Source organism: Xanthomonas translucens pv. cerealis, from assembly GCF_006838285.1.
Classification (GTDB): domain Bacteria; phylum Pseudomonadota; class Gammaproteobacteria; order Xanthomonadales; family Xanthomonadaceae; genus Xanthomonas_A; species Xanthomonas_A cerealis.
Window position 1 is genome coordinate 3,712,769 of sequence record NZ_CP038228.1, and the last position, 13,330, is coordinate 3,726,098.

Here is a 13,330-nt window from a genome sequence, read left to right on the forward strand (position 1 = left end):
GCACTGATCGGAGACTGACAACAACGACGCGCTACGTTTTGCCGAATCAATCGGGCCGAACATCTATACCCTGTAGCGGCCGTTGGCGCTGAAGCTCCTCACACAGTGCCCTCACGCGCTACCGGCGAGTCATTTTGGGAGCGACTTCAGTCGCGACGAGCGGAGCACGACGCGCTCCGAATTCACCCACGTCTTCTGTGCGCCATCCTGTGTGCGTCATCCGGATTAGGCTGTCGGGACGAGCACTGCGATCCTTCGCCACATCCAACCAGACCGCATCCCAATACGGATACGTGCCAAGCCTGTCCACCAAGCCCGCACGCAACGGATTGGCGACCATATAGCGCGCACTGGGCAGGATGTCTCGCTTATGGCGCAGCGCATGATCGTGGAAGCCCGGCATCCACACGGTCCCGCCGCGGCCACGTGCCAGATTTACCGCCCTGGCCGCCCTGCCTTTGGCGTTCTGCATGACACTCGCCAATGAGCCGCTACCTTCGAGTTGAAGCAATCCATGCCAGTGATCGGGCATCAACACCCAACACAGCAACCGCGCATCGTGCCATGTCGCGGAATCGGCAAGGCAGGCCGCGGCGGCCCAGGCGCAGCGCCAGTCCTCGAACAAGCGCTGGCGTTCGCAGGTCACCGTGGTCACCAGGTAGATGCGGCCCGATTCGGTGCAGCGCCCGGTGCGCAGCGCGCGATAGCCTTTGGCAGGTTGCATTTGCATGCCACCAGCGTCGCAATAGAGCCATGGCGATGCCATCGGGAATCGCCTCGAAGATCTATCGGAAAATGCTCAAAAGCGCGATGGCGGAAACGTTAAGGCGTCGGGACTGAAGTCCCTCCCACAAGATGCAACAGCCAAGCGGCCTCCGGGGGAGCAGGAGCCGCTACAGGACTGCTGCTGATCACGAGAACAGCAGCAGAACTAACCTCGCTTCGGCACCAGCCTCAATGCGACGCACGATCCCGATGCCAGCCGCGGTGCTTGATGTCCAGGTACAGGCTGTAGAACGCGGTGAAGGCGGGGAACAGGTTCTGCAGCACGCCGACCGAGTCCTGCTTGGCCGAGAACAGGAAGTAGCTCAGCGTCATCAGGCTGCCGACCACGCTCATGTACCAGAACAGGCGCGGGATCACCGGCTTGCCGGCGCGCTTGGAGGCGACGAACTGCACCAGCCAGCGGCCGCCGAACATCAGCGCACCGACGTAGCCGATCAGCTTCCAGCCGGTGACGTGCAGGCCGGTCCAGTACAGCGCCTGGATCGGTTCGTTGAGGAAATTCGCCTCCATCTCAGCGCTCCTGCACCACGGTGCGGCGGCTGCGCGCGATCAGCCAGGCCACGCCGCGCAGATCGCGGATGCCGACCAGGGCTCGGTTGAGGTTGTTGTATTTGGACACGCCCGAGGTGCGGTGGCGATGGTTCACCGGCACGCTCAGGGTCCGCCAGCCGGCGCGTTGCATCAGCGCCGGCAGATAGCGGTGCATGTGGTCGAAGTACGGCAGGTCGAGGAACGCGTCGCGCTCGAACAGCTTGATGCCGCAGCCGGTGTCGGGGGTGTCGTCGCGCAGCATGCGCGCGCGGATCGCGTTGGCCCACTTCGAGGCCCAGCGCTTGCTGCCCGAGTCCTGCCGCGACACGCGCCAGCCGGCGAACAGCTTGACCTGCGCGTCCGTCGCGGCGCGCGCGGCGAGCAGCTTGGGAATGTCGGCCGGGTCGTTCTGGCCGTCGCCGTCGAGGGTGGCGATCCACGCGCCGCGCGCGGCCTTGACCCCGTTGCGTACCGCGGTGCTCTGCCCGCTCTGGCTGACGTGGTGCAGCACCCGCAGCTGCGGCGTGCTCGCCTTCAACCCCTCCAGCACCGCCAGAGTGTCGTCGCGCGAATGGTCGTCGACATAGACGATCTCGAAGTCGGTCACCCCGCGCAGCGCGGCGACGATCTCGGCCACCAGCGGCGGCACGTTGTCGCGCTCGTTGAACACCGGGACGACGACGGAAAGGGAAGGCTGGTTCATGGCTCGATTAGGCTCGACGGCAACGCAATGGAAAAATGCGGGAAACGGCGGCAACGACGCAAAAAGACCGCGCATTTTGCCCTGGGCCGGTGACCCGGGGCTACAGTGTCAGACCGCGGCACCGAAATAATCACGGCACCACTGCACCACCTGCGGCAGCCCGACCTCGATCGGGGTGCTCGGATCGAAGCCGAACGCGGCGTGGGCGCGCGCAGTATCGGCCATCGTCTCGACCATGTCGCCGGGCTGCATCGGCGTGTAAACCTTCTCGGCGGTGCGGCCGGCGGCCGCCTCGATCACGCCGATGAAGCGCTCCAGTTCCACCGGGATGTGGTTGCCAAGGTTGAACACGCGGTGCGGCACGGCCTCAACGGACGGATGGTCGAGCGCGCCGAGCACGCCGGCGACGATGTCGGCGACGAAGGTGAAGTCGCGGCGCATGCGCCCGTGGTTGAACACCTCGATCGGGCGCCCGGCCAGCACCGCGCGGCTGAACAGCAGCGGCGCCATGTCCGGCCGGCCCCACGGGCCGTACACGGTGAAGAAGCGCAGGCCGGTGGCGCGCAGGCCGTACAGCTGCGCATAGGTATAGGCCATCAGCTCGTTGGCGGCCTTGGTCGCCGCGTACAGCGAGCGCGGCTGGTCGATGCGCTGGTCTTCGGAGAACGGCGGCGTGGCCGAATCGCCATACACCGAGCTGCTCGACGCGTAGGCCAGGTGCTGCACGCCGCGGTGCCGGCACAGTTCCAGCACGTTGACGAAGCCGACCAGATTGCTGTCGACGTAGGCGTACGGATTCTGCAGCGAATAGCGCACGCCCGCCTGCGCGGCCAGGTGCACCACGCGCGCGGGGCGGATCTCGTCGAACAGGGCGCTCAGGCCATCGCGGTCGGTGAGGTCGAGCCGGCGGATATCGACCTGCGGGCACAGCGCGGCCACGCGGTCGCGCTTGAGCTGCGGGTCGTAGTAGTCGTTGTAGTTGTCCAGCCCCACCACCGTCTCGCCGCGCGCGGCCAGCGCACGGCAGGTGTAGGCGCCGACGAAGCCGGCCGCGCCGGTGACCAGGACCGTCATCGGCGTGCGCCTCGCGCGATGGCGGGGACCAGGGCGGAGGTCATGCGCGGATCGACATGGCGGCTCAGCCGGCCTTGCCGCGCAGCCGCTCCAGCACGCCGTCGAGCGTGTCCAGGTCGGTGTAGTGGATCACCAGCTTGCCCTTGCCGCCGCGGCCGTGGGCGATGGCGACCTTGGTGCCCAGCGATTCGGACAGTTCGGTCTCCAGCGAGGCGATGTCGGCCTGCGGGGCAACGCGGCCGGGCTTGGCCTTGCGGTTGCTGGGCACCTTGCCGGCGGCGAACTGCTGCGCGCGGTGCTCGACCTCGCGCACCGACCACCCCTGGTCGGCGGCGTCGGAGGCCAGGCGGCTGGCCAGGTCCGGCGACAGCGTCAGCAGCGCGCGCGCATGGCCCATTTCCAGGCGCCCGGCCTCGAGCAGCGCGCGGATCGCCGGCGGCAGCTCGAGCAGGCGCAGCAGGTTGGACACCGAGGCGCGCGAGCGGCCCACCGCTTCGGCGGCCTCGGCGTGGGTCAGCGCGAATTCGTCGATCAGACGCTGCAGCGCCTGCGCTTCCTCCAGCGGGTTGAGGTCCTCGCGCTGGATGTTCTCGATCAGCGCCATGGCGATGACGGTGCGGTCGTCGAGTTCGCGCACCACCACCGGCACGTCGCTCAGCCCGGCCAGCTGCGAGGCGCGCCAGCGGCGTTCGCCGGCGACGATCTCGAACCTGCCCGGCGCCAGTTCGCGGGCGACGATCGGCTGGATCACGCCCTGCGCCTTGATCGACTCGGCCAGCTCCTGCAGCTTGCCCTCGTCCATCTCCTGGCGCGGCTGGTACTTGCCCGGCTGCAGTTGCCCGACCGGCAGCTGGCGCAGGCTCTCGCCGGGCTGCGCTGCGTCGTTGGGCGCCGGCGCGGCCGGGCCGCCCTTCGGTCCCAGCAACGCTTCCAGGCCGCGGCCCAGGCCGCGCTTCTTCGCGCCGAGGGCGGGGGGCTTGGCGCTCATCAGTAACTCTCCATGGCCGGGACGGGCCGGTTGCGTTCCTCGCAACGGCGCACGATCTCGCCGGCCAGGCCCAGGTAGGCCACGCCGCCGCGCGAGGTGCGGTCGTAGCCGACGATGCTCTGGCCGTGGCTGGGCGCCTCGGCCAGGCGCACGTTGCGCGGCACGATGGTGCGGAACACCTTGTCGCCGAAATGGTTGGTCAGCTCCGCCGACACCGCATTGGCCAGGTTGTTGCGCACGTCGAACATGGTGCGCAGCACGCCTTCGATCTCCAGCGTCGGATTGAGGTCGGCGCGCAGCGCCTCGATGGTCTCCAGCAGCGCGGTCAGCCCTTCCAGCGCGTAGTACTCGCACTGCATCGGTACGATGATCGAGTCGGCGGCGGTCAGCGCGTTCAGGGTCAGCAGCGACAGCGCCGGCGGGCAGTCGATCAGGATGAAGTCGTACTCGGCGCGCAGCGGCGCCAGCGCGGTCTTCAGCCGCTGCTCGCGCGCCGGCTGGTCCATCAGCTGGATCTCGGCGGCGGTCAGGTCGATGTTGCCGGGCAGCAGGTCGAAGCCTTCCGGCGCGGTCACCCGGATCTGCGCGGCGCTGCTTTCGCCCAGCAGCACATCGCAGGTGGACGCCGCCACCTCGCGCTTGTCGATGCCGCTGCCCATCGTCGCGTTGCCCTGCGAATCCAGGTCCACCAGCAGCACGCGCTGCGGCTGGCGCGCGAGCGCCGCCGCCAGGTTGACCGCCGTAGTGGTCTTGCCGACGCCGCCTTTCTGGTTGGCGATGGCGATGATGCGGGCCATGCGGGAGCCTCGTCGGCGATGGGTGGGACCGGGCATTATGCGGTCACACCCCCCCGGGGCGGAAATCGGCGTCGGCGCGCCCGGCGGCTCAGCCGCGCTCGACCACCACCAGGTGGCGGTCCGCGCCCAGCCCCGGCACCTGCAGCCGGTGCACCGCCTGCGCCACCCAGCCCGGCGGCAGCGCGGCGATCTCCTCGTCCGGGCGCACGCCCTTCATCGCCAGCAGCCGCCCGCCCGGGCGCAGCAGGTGGCCGCCGACGGCGACGATGCCGGCCAGCGTGTCCAGCGCGCGCGCGGTCAGGATATCGTAGGCATCGGGTTCGTCCACCGCCTCGGCGCGCGCTTCGGCCACGCGCGCATTGTCCAGGCGCAGCTGGCGCACCGCCTCGCGCAGGAACCGCGCCTTCTTGCCGTTGCTCTCGACCAGGGTCACCCGCAGCTGCGGCCGCGCGATCGCCAGCGGGATGCCGGGCAGCCCCGGGCCGGTGCCCAGGTCGGCCAGCGTGCCTGCTTCCACGAACGGCTGCATCGCCAGCGAATCGAGCAGGTGCCGGGTCACCATCTCGTGCGGGTCGCGGACCGCGGTGAGGTTGTAGGTGCGGTTCCAGCGCGCCAGCAGCGCCAGGTAGGCCAGCAGCGGCGGCGCCAGCGCGGCGGCATCCAGGGCTTGCGCGCGCAGGCCCTGGTCGAGCGCGGCACGGACGGAGTCGGGAAGGGAGGCATCGTTCATCGCCCGATTATCGCAGGTGCCGCCACCGTCACCGCCATGTAGCCGACATCATCGCGGCCGATCATGTGCAGCGGTTTATTGCAGTCGTGGTGCAGCGGTATGTCGAATCTCCAGGCCCCCCCCTCCGCCACCAACGCCGCGCCACCCGATCATGGCCGGCGCCGGGTCCTGGCCGGGCTGGGCCTGCTGGCCGCCACGCCGCTGCTGGGTCCGTTCGCGCGGGCGCGCGGGTTCGACGATCCCTTCACGCTGGGCGTGGCCGCCGGCGATCCGCTGGCCGACGGCATGGTGCTGTGGACCCGGCTCGCCCCGCAGCCGCTGGCGGCCGACGGCCAGGGCGGCCTGCGCGAGGCGGTACCGGTGCGCTGGAGCGTGGCCACCGATCCGGGCATGGCGCAGGTGGTGCAGCGCGGCGTGGCGACGGCGCATCCGCAATGGGGCCACGCGGTGCACGTGGAGGTGAGCGGACTGCAACCCGGCCGGCCGTACTGGTACCGGTTCGAAGCGCTGGGCGCGCAGAGTCCGCTCGGCTGCGCACGCACCGCCCCGGCACCAGGCAGCCTGACCGAGGCGCGCTTCGGCTTCGTCTCCTGCTCGCACTGGGAACAGGGCTATTTCAGCGCCTACCGGCACCTGGCCGCCGAGCGGCCGGACCTGGTGTTCTTCCTCGGCGATTACATCTACGAGTACAGCAGCCACGGCGAGGCCGCCGCGCAGATCGTGCGCCCGCACGGCAGCGGCGAATGCCTGGACCTGGCCGGCTACCGCAACCGCTATGCGCTGTACCGCACCGACCCGGACCTGCAGGCGCTGCACGCGGCCGCCGCCTGCGTGGCGACCTGGGACGACCACGAGGTGCAGAACGACTACGCCAACCGCTGGTCGCAGGATCCGAAGATCCCCACCGCGCAGTTCCTGCGCCGCCGCGCGGCCGCCTACCAGGCGATGTACGAGCACTTCCCGCTGCGTGCGCAACACCGCCCGCGCGGCGCGAACATGCACCTGTACCGCGCGCTGGACTACGGCGCGCTGGCACGCTTCTTCGTGCTCGACGGCCGCCAGTACCGCAACGAACAGCCCTGCATCCTGCCCAACGGCTGGCGCGGCGGGCATGTGGCCGCGAGCGGCTGTACCGATATCGACGATCCCGCGCGCAGCATGCTCGGCGCGGCGCAGGAGCGCTGGCTGCACGACGGCTTCGCCCGTTCGGGCGCGCGCTGGAATGTGATTGCGCAGGATCTGCTGGTCGCGCCGATGCTGCAGCGCGACCCCAAGGACGGCCACCTCGGCCACTGGACCGATGGCTGGGACGGCTATCCGGCCACGCGCGAGCGCATGCTGCGCGCGATCGCCGACAGCAAGCTTCGCAACCCGGTGTTCTGGGGCGGCGACATCCATTCGTACTGGGTCACCGACCTGAAGGCCGATGCCGCCGATCCGCAGTCGCGGACCCTGGCCACCGAATTCGTCGGCACCTCGGTGACCTCCAACGGCCCGCCATATGAGGCGATCGCGCAGATCCTGCCGCGCAACCCGCACGTGCGCTACTTCGAGAGCCGCCAGCGCGGCTACGTGTCGGTGTCGCTGAGCCAGGCACGGATGGAGACCCGGCTGCAAGCCATTTCCGAGCGCAGCGACCGCCTGGCCACGGTGTCCACGCTGAAGCGCTTCGTGGTCGAGGACGGCCGCGCCGGTGCAGTGGAGGCGTGAACCGCGGCGGCGGATGCAAGCGCCTCGCTGTCGCTTCCTTGCAGGAGCGGCTTCAGCCGCGACCGGCACTCTCTGTCTTTGTAGAGCCTGTCACGGCTGAAGCCGCTCCTACAGGGGGCCGGGCGCGCTATGTCGACTCGAGCGGATACCACGCCAGCGCAGCGCGATAGCCCGGCGCCGGCACCCACTCGTGCACCCGCCAGCGCGCGGCAACACCCAGCGCCGGGTCGCACCAGGCCAGTTGCAGCACGCCGTCGGCATCTTCGCCGAAGCGCAGCCGGTGCAGCCCGAACGACAGCCCGTGCCCGTGCGCCTTCAGCAACGCTTCCTTCGCGCACCACAGGCGGAAGAACAACGCCTCGCGCGCCGGTTCGAGCAGCGCCTGCAACGTCGCGACCTCGTCGGGATGGAAGAAGCGCTGTGCCAGTTCCAGCAGCCGCGGCCGCGCGCGCTGGTGTTCGATATCCACGCCCAGCCGCGCGTGCGCGCCGATCGCCACCAATAGATAGTCGCCGCTGTGGCTCCAGCCGGTGCCGACATGCGCCAGCGGCGCGTGCAGCCACGGCCGGCCGCGTTCGTCGCGGCGCAACGGCAGTTGCGCCTCCGGCGTGGCCAGCTCGGCGGACAGCAGGCGCCGCGCCTGCGCCTCGCCAGGCGTGCGCGGCGGATGCGGGCGCAGCCACAGCGCCACCGGGCCGAACCGCCATTGCGGCGGGTCCGGGTGCAACGGCGCTTCGGCACACTCGCTCACGCGGCGTCCACAAACCACAATGGCCACTGCGACAGGCCTGCCCGGGTACACGGGCGCTTCACGGCAGCGCTCTTTAAATGGCGCACGCCACACCGCTCCCGGTGCGGACAGAATCTAGGAGTGTTACCCATGGGCATCATCATCTGGTTGATCGTCGGCGGCATCGTGGGCTGGCTGGCCAGCATCATCATGCGCCGTGACGCACAGCAGGGCATCATCCTGAATATCGTCGTCGGCATCGTCGGCGCGCTGATCGCCGGCTGGTTGTTCGGCGGCGGCATCAACCAGGCGATCACGCTGTGGACGTTCCTGTACTCGTTGATCGGCGCGGTGATCCTGCTGGCCATCGTCAACCTGTTCACCCGCGGCCGCGCGCGCTAAGCGCAAACGCCACTGCAGGTGTCTGCAAACGCCCGGCCCGCCGGGCGTTTGCGTTTGCGGCGCCGCTCACGAGGCGGCGCGGTCGAACGGATGCTGCACGCCGTCGTTGACCGGCACCGCGATGGCCAGCGCATACGGATCCACGCCGTCCAGGCAGCCGACGCTGTAGCCGTATTCGCCGGGATCGGAGCGGCGCTGGTGATGCGTGTAGATCCCGCACACGCCGCAGAAATAATGCTGCGCGGTATGGGTGTTGAAGCGGTACAGGCGCAGCGCCTCGGCCCCTTCGCGCACGTGCAGTGCGGCCAACGGCACCGAGGCGACGATCGCGCCGCGGCGGCGGCACAGCGAGCAGTTGCAGCGGCGCGGATCGACGATGCCGTGCGGCAGTTCCAGGTCGATCTGCACCGCCCCGCAGTGGCAGCTGAGCCGGTGCAGCGGCGCGATCGCGGTGTGGCCGACCTTGTCGATACAGCGGCGCGGATGACGTTCGCTCATGCGCTAGGTCCTTCGACGTCCAGTTCGATCCAGGCCGGCGCATGGTCGCTGGGGCGGTCCCAGGTTCGCGGTTCGCGATCGATGCCGGCCGCGCGCGTGTGCGCCTTCAGCGCGTCTGAGACCAAGGTCAGGTCGATGCGCAGGCCGAGGTCGCGGCGGAAGCCGGCCTGGCGGTAATCCCACCAGCTGAAGATGCCGCCGTCTTCGTGATGCAGGCGGAAGCCGTCGTGCAGGCCCAGCGCCTGCAGCTTGTGCAGCGCGCCGCGCTCGGCGCTGGAGGTGAGGATGTGGTTGTCGCTCCACACCAGCGGATCGTGCACGTCGCGCGCGTCCGGGGCGATGTTGAAGTCGCCCAGCACCACCATGCGCGGATGGCGCTGCAGTTCGGCGGCGAGCCAGTCGTGCACCGCCTCGAGCCAGCGCAGCTTGTAGGCGTACTTGTCGGTGCCCACGTCCTGGCCGTTGACCACGTACAGGTTGACGATGCGCAGGTCGCCGACGCTGGCGGCGATGACCCGCTGCTGCGCGTCGTCCAGCCCGGGCACGCCGATCTGCACGTCGCTCAGCGGGGCGCGCGACAGGATCGCCACGCCGTTGTAGGTCTTCTGCCCGGCGAACACGCTGCGGTAGCCGGCCGCTGCCAGCGCCGCGTCCGGGAACTTGTGGTCTTCCAGCTTGGTTTCCTGGATGCCGACCACGTCCGGTGCGAACGCCTCCAACCACTGTTGCAGGTGCGGCAGGCGCACGTTGAGCGAGTTGACGTTCCAGGAGGCGATCTTCAAGGGGAAATCCGTAGCGGGCGGTCGGCAGGTATTTTGACCGTTGCCCGCCGCGACAGCCAATCCCGCCACGCCAGCGCCTGCTCGGCGGCGTGCGCCGCGGCGGCTGCGGCCGCCGCTCCCTGCTGGGGTTTGCGCGATCAGCGCAGCAGCAGATCGACCAGCCGCGCAATTCTGGCGTACGGCGGTTTCAGCCAATCGCTGGCGGCCCGGCGCGATTGCCACAGGATCGGCAGCGCCTTGCTGAAGGCGTCGAAGCCGGCGCGACCGTGGTAGGCGCCCATGCCGCTGGGGCCGATGCCGCCGAACGGCAGCGCATTGGCGGCGAAGTGCAACAGGCTGTCGTTGACGGTGACGCCGCCGGCGACGGTGGCGTGCAGGATCGCCTCCACCTGCGCGCGGTCGTGGCTGAAGGGGTACAGCGCCAGCGGCCGGTCGCGGCAGTTGACCATCGCGATCGCCTCGTCCAGCGTGTGGTAGCTGCGCAGCGGCAGAATCGGGCCGAAGATCTCCTCCTGCATCAGCAGCGCGTCGTCGCCGGGCTGCAGCACCACGGTCGGCACGATCAGGCGTTCGCGTTCGGCGCGCCCGGGTTCGACGCTGGCCAGTTCGATGACCTCCAGCCCGCGCGCACGCGCATCGTCCAGATAGCCGCGCAGGCGCCGGTACTGGCCTTCGTTGACGATGCGGGTGTAATCGTCGGCCGCGGCGAAGTCGCCGTAGCGCGCCAGCACCTGCGCGCGCAGCGCCTGCACCAGCGCCGCGCTGCGGCCGGCGTCGATCAGCACATAGTCCGGCGCGATGCAGGTCTGCCCGGCGTTGAACCACTTGCCGGTGGCCAGGCGCGCGGCCGCCTGCGCGAGCGGGTAATCGGCACAGACGATGGCCGGCGACTTGCCGCCCAGCTCCAGGGTCAGCGGGGTGAGGTTCGGCGCTGCGGCGGCCATCACCTTGCGCCCGACCGCGGTGGAGCCGGTGAACACAAGATGGTCCAGCGGCAGCGCGGCGAAGGCGCCGGCCACCTCGGCCGCACCCAGCGCCAGCGCCACCCGCTGCGGCGGGAACACCTCGGCCAGCAGCGAGTGCAGGAACTGCGCGGTGCGCGGGGTGTGCTCGGACGGTTTCAGGTAGACGTGGTTGCCGGCGGCGATCGCGGTGGCCAGCGGAATCAGCGCCAGGTTGACCGGATAGTTCCACGGCGCGATCACCCCGACCACGCCGACCGGCACCGGCCGCACTTCGGCGCGCGCCGGCCACAGCCGCCAGCCGGCACCGACGCGCTGCGGCCGCATCCAGCGCTTGAGGTGGCGCAGCAGGTGATCGATCTCGCCGAGCACGGTCATGCCGTCGGCAAGCAGCGATTCGTAGCGCGAGCGATGGCCGAAATCGGCGGCGATGGCGTCGGCCATCTCCGGCAGGCGCCGCTTCAGCGCCGCGCGCAGGCGCAGCAGGTCGTCGCGGCGCTGCGCCTGGTCGGGCTTGGCGGCCTGCCAGGCGGCGCGCAGCCGCTGCAGGGTGACCGGCAGGTCGGCAAGCGGTGTGTCGGTGGCGCTGGAGGTGGGGGCGGAAATGGCCATGCACGCACTATACGATGGCGGCGTATGGCGCGATGCGGGCGGTGCCAGCAGGCATGGTCTGCGCCGACCTGATGTGTCGCGGCTGAAGCCGCTTCTACAGGACGCACTGCAGCGGAGCCACTGCGTCATGCGCCACGATGCCGTCCGGCACGACCAGGCCGTGCGCGTCGAGCCAGCAGGTGTGCAGGCCGCCGACCCTCAGCCCCTGCGCGCGCGGCGCATGCCGCACACGACGACGCCGGCGCAAGGCCGGCGTCGCGGTGCCGGGAGCATCCCGGCGCAAGGGGCAGCGCTTACTTGGTGATGTCCACGTCCTTGGTCTCGCGCAGGAAGAACAGGCCGATGACGAAGGTCATCAACGCGATACCGATCGGGTACCACAGGCCGTAGTACATGTTGCCGGTCGCCGCGACCAGGGCGAAGGAGATGGTCGGCAGGAAGCCGCCGAACCAACCGTTGCCGATGTGGTAAGGCAGCGACATCGACGTGTAGCGGATCCGGGTCGGGAACAGCTCGACCAAGTAGGCGGCGATCGGGCCGTAGACCATGGTCACGTAGATCACCAGGATCCACAGCAGCAGCAGCGTCATCGGCTTGTTGATGCGTGCCGGATCGGCCTTCTCCGGATAGCCGGCGGCCGTCAGCGCGCCCTTCAGCTGCTTGCCGAACGCATCGGACTTGGCTTTGGCCTCGTCCTTGCCCAGCCCGGCGGCCTCGTAGGCGGGTACCTGTGTGCCGCCGATGCTGACCTGCGCCAGCGAACCCGCCACAGCCGGCTTGATCGCGTAAGGCACGCCGGCCTTGGCCAGTGCCGCGGCGGCGATGTCGCAGGAGTTGGTGAACTTGGCCTTGCCGATCGGATCGAACTGGAAGCTGCAGGTCGCCGGATCGGCGACCACCGTGGCCGGCGCGCTCTGCCGCGCTTCCTCGACCGCCGGGTTGGCGAAGTGGGTCAGGCCCTTGAAGATCGGGAAATAGGTCAGCGCCGCCAGCAGGCAGCCGGCGAGGATGATCTTCTTGCGCCCGATCTTGTCCGACAGCCAGCCGAAGATCACGAAGAACGGCGTGGCCAGCGCCAGCGCCGCCGCGATCAGCAGGTTGGCCGTGGTGCCGTCGACCTTCAGCGTCTGGGTCAGGAAGAACAGCGAATAGAACTGGCCGCCGTACCAGACCACGGCCTGGCCGGCGGTGGCGCCGAGCAGCACCAGCAGCATCAGGCGGAAATTGCCGTCCTTGAGGCTATCGCGGAACGGCTGTTTGGAGCCCTTGCCCTCGGACTTCATCTGCTGGAACAGCGGCGATTCGCTCAACTGCATGCGGATCCACACCGACACGCCGAGCAGCACGATCGAGACCATGAACGGAATGCGCCAGCCCCAGTCTTCGAACACTTCGGTGCCCAGGGTCATGCGCGTGCCCAGGATCACCAGCAGCGACAGGAACAGGCCCAGCGTGGCGGTGGTCTGGATGAAGCTGGTGTACAGGCCGCGCTTGCCCGGCGGCGCGTGCTCGGCCACGTAGGTCGCCGCGCCGCCGTACTCGCCGCCCAACGCCAGGCCCTGCACCAGACGCAGCACGATCAGGATGATCGGCGCGGCCATGCCGATGCTGGCGTAGTTGGGCAGGATGCCGACGATGAAGGTGGACAGGCCCATCAGCACGATGGTGATCAGGAAAGTGTACTTGCGGCCGATGCGATCGCCCAGGCTGCCGAAGAACGCGGCGCCGAACGGGCGCACAGCGAAACCGGCGGCGAAGGCCAGCAGCGCGAAGATGAAGCCGGTGGTCTCGTTGACCCCGCTGAAGAACTGCTTGGCGATGATCGCGGCGAGCGAGCCGTACAGATAGAAGTCGTACCACTCGAACACGGTGCCCAGGCTGGAGGCGAAGATCACCTTCTTGTGACCTTGGGTCAGGGGCTTGCCCGACGGGTTGATGGCGGTGCTGGACATAGGAAGCTTCCCCTCCGAAGCGGGTGGTGTGGCGGTGGCGGTGGCGGTCGGGTGACGCGGTCCGTCGCGGGTG

The 13,330-nt window shown here is 69.5% G+C and carries 14 protein-coding genes; 2 read left to right on the forward strand and 12 right to left on the reverse strand.

Annotated elements, in window-relative coordinates; genetic code table 11:
• Positions 1–118 precede the first annotated feature (118 nt).
• The 7 genes from E4A48_RS16510 to rsmG all read right to left on the reverse strand — a co-directional run bounded on the left by E4A48_RS16510 (position 119) and on the right by rsmG (position 5,609).
• Positions 119–766, reverse strand: coding sequence for an REP-associated tyrosine transposase (locus E4A48_RS16510; protein WP_409976136.1), 648 nt, complete (start codon positions 764–766; stop codon positions 119–121).
• Between the two features lie 188 nt (positions 767–954).
• Complete coding sequence (locus E4A48_RS16515) at positions 955–1,296, reverse strand: lipid-A-disaccharide synthase N-terminal domain-containing protein (RefSeq protein WP_039008497.1); 342 nt, start codon at positions 1,294–1,296, stop codon at positions 955–957.
• Between the two features lies 1 nt (position 1,297).
• Positions 1,298–2,020, reverse strand: coding sequence for a glycosyltransferase family 2 protein (locus E4A48_RS16520; RefSeq protein ID WP_039008499.1), 723 nt, complete (start codon positions 2,018–2,020; stop codon positions 1,298–1,300).
• A gap of 108 nt (positions 2,021–2,128) precedes the next feature.
• Positions 2,129–3,094 (reverse strand): NAD-dependent epimerase/dehydratase family protein, encoded by a 966-nt coding sequence (locus E4A48_RS16525; protein ID WP_142742809.1) that lies wholly within the window; start codon positions 3,092–3,094, stop codon positions 2,129–2,131.
• A 64-nt stretch (positions 3,095–3,158) separates the two neighbouring features.
• Complete coding sequence (locus tag E4A48_RS16530) at positions 3,159–4,082, reverse strand: ParB/RepB/Spo0J family partition protein (RefSeq protein ID WP_039008502.1); 924 nt, start codon at positions 4,080–4,082, stop codon at positions 3,159–3,161.
• A complete protein-coding gene (locus E4A48_RS16535; protein WP_039008504.1) occupies positions 4,082–4,879 on the reverse strand; it encodes a ParA family protein in 798 nt (265 codons plus the stop codon). The genes E4A48_RS16530 and E4A48_RS16535 overlap by 1 nt, the downstream gene beginning before the upstream one ends.
• A gap of 88 nt (positions 4,880–4,967) precedes the next feature.
• Entirely contained in the window at positions 4,968–5,609 is a 642-nt protein-coding gene (gene rsmG, locus E4A48_RS16540) for a 16S rRNA (guanine(527)-N(7))-methyltransferase RsmG (protein ID WP_039008506.1), read from the reverse strand.
• Between the two features lie 99 nt (positions 5,610–5,708).
• On the opposite strand from rsmG, the gene E4A48_RS16545 reads away from it, so the two are divergent.
• On the forward strand, positions 5,709–7,319 hold the full coding sequence (locus E4A48_RS16545; protein WP_142742810.1) for an alkaline phosphatase D family protein: 1,611 nt from the start codon (positions 5,709–5,711) through the stop codon (positions 7,317–7,319).
• Between the two features lie 127 nt (positions 7,320–7,446).
• Here E4A48_RS16545 and E4A48_RS16550 read toward each other — a convergent pair whose 3' ends face one another.
• A complete protein-coding gene (locus tag E4A48_RS16550; RefSeq protein ID WP_052235096.1) occupies positions 7,447–8,070 on the reverse strand; it encodes a 4'-phosphopantetheinyl transferase family protein in 624 nt (207 codons plus the stop codon).
• Between the two features lie 129 nt (positions 8,071–8,199).
• Between E4A48_RS16550 and E4A48_RS16555 the strand changes: the two genes are divergently transcribed.
• Positions 8,200–8,451, forward strand: a complete 252-nt coding sequence (locus tag E4A48_RS16555; protein WP_003466992.1) for a GlsB/YeaQ/YmgE family stress response membrane protein — start codon at positions 8,200–8,202, stop codon at positions 8,449–8,451.
• 66 nt (positions 8,452–8,517) lie between these two features.
• Here E4A48_RS16555 and E4A48_RS16560 read toward each other — a convergent pair whose 3' ends face one another.
• The 4 genes from E4A48_RS16560 to E4A48_RS16575 form a co-directional block, all read right to left on the reverse strand.
• A complete protein-coding gene (locus tag E4A48_RS16560; RefSeq protein WP_058196031.1) occupies positions 8,518–8,949 on the reverse strand; it encodes a GFA family protein in 432 nt (143 codons plus the stop codon).
• On the reverse strand, positions 8,946–9,731 hold the full coding sequence (xth, locus tag E4A48_RS16565; protein ID WP_058196032.1) for an exodeoxyribonuclease III: 786 nt from the start codon (positions 9,729–9,731) through the stop codon (positions 8,946–8,948). The genes E4A48_RS16560 and xth overlap by 4 nt, the downstream gene beginning before the upstream one ends.
• A gap of 137 nt (positions 9,732–9,868) precedes the next feature.
• Positions 9,869–11,305, reverse strand: coding sequence for a coniferyl aldehyde dehydrogenase (locus E4A48_RS16570; RefSeq protein ID WP_058196033.1), 1,437 nt, complete (start codon positions 11,303–11,305; stop codon positions 9,869–9,871).
• Positions 11,306–11,598: 293 nt separating this feature from the next.
• A complete protein-coding gene (locus E4A48_RS16575; protein ID WP_142742811.1) occupies positions 11,599–13,257 on the reverse strand; it encodes an MFS transporter in 1,659 nt (552 codons plus the stop codon).
• Between the last annotated feature and the right edge of the window lie 73 nt (positions 13,258–13,330).

Excerpts from the sequence above, each read along its gene's own strand:
- E4A48_RS16560 (WP_058196031.1), bottom strand. The coding sequence starts at position 8,949 with ATGAGCGAACGTCATCCGCGCCGCTGTATCGACAAGGTCGGCCACACC.
- E4A48_RS16520 (WP_039008499.1), bottom strand. The coding sequence starts at position 2,020 with ATGAACCAGCCTTCCCTTTCCGTCGTCGTCCCGGTGTTCAACGAGCGC.
- E4A48_RS16510 (WP_409976136.1), bottom strand. The coding sequence starts at position 766 with ATGGCATCGCCATGGCTCTATTGCGACGCTGGTGGCATGCAAATGCAA.
- E4A48_RS16555 (WP_003466992.1), top strand. The coding sequence starts at position 8,200 with ATGGGCATCATCATCTGGTTGATCGTCGGCGGCATCGTGGGCTGGCTG.
- rsmG (WP_039008506.1), bottom strand. The coding sequence starts at position 5,609 with ATGAACGATGCCTCCCTTCCCGACTCCGTCCGTGCCGCGCTCGACCAG.
- E4A48_RS16545 (WP_142742810.1), top strand. The coding sequence starts at position 5,709 with ATGTCGAATCTCCAGGCCCCCCCCTCCGCCACCAACGCCGCGCCACCC.
- E4A48_RS16575 (WP_142742811.1), bottom strand. The coding sequence starts at position 13,257 with ATGTCCAGCACCGCCATCAACCCGTCGGGCAAGCCCCTGACCCAAGGT.
- E4A48_RS16570 (WP_058196033.1), bottom strand. The coding sequence starts at position 11,305 with ATGGCCATTTCCGCCCCCACCTCCAGCGCCACCGACACACCGCTTGCC.
- E4A48_RS16535 (WP_039008504.1), bottom strand. The coding sequence starts at position 4,879 with ATGGCCCGCATCATCGCCATCGCCAACCAGAAAGGCGGCGTCGGCAAG.
- E4A48_RS16525 (WP_142742809.1), bottom strand. The coding sequence starts at position 3,094 with ATGACGGTCCTGGTCACCGGCGCGGCCGGCTTCGTCGGCGCCTACACC.
- E4A48_RS16530 (WP_039008502.1), bottom strand. The coding sequence starts at position 4,082 with ATGAGCGCCAAGCCCCCCGCCCTCGGCGCGAAGAAGCGCGGCCTGGGC.
- E4A48_RS16515 (WP_039008497.1), bottom strand. The coding sequence starts at position 1,296 with ATGGAGGCGAATTTCCTCAACGAACCGATCCAGGCGCTGTACTGGACC.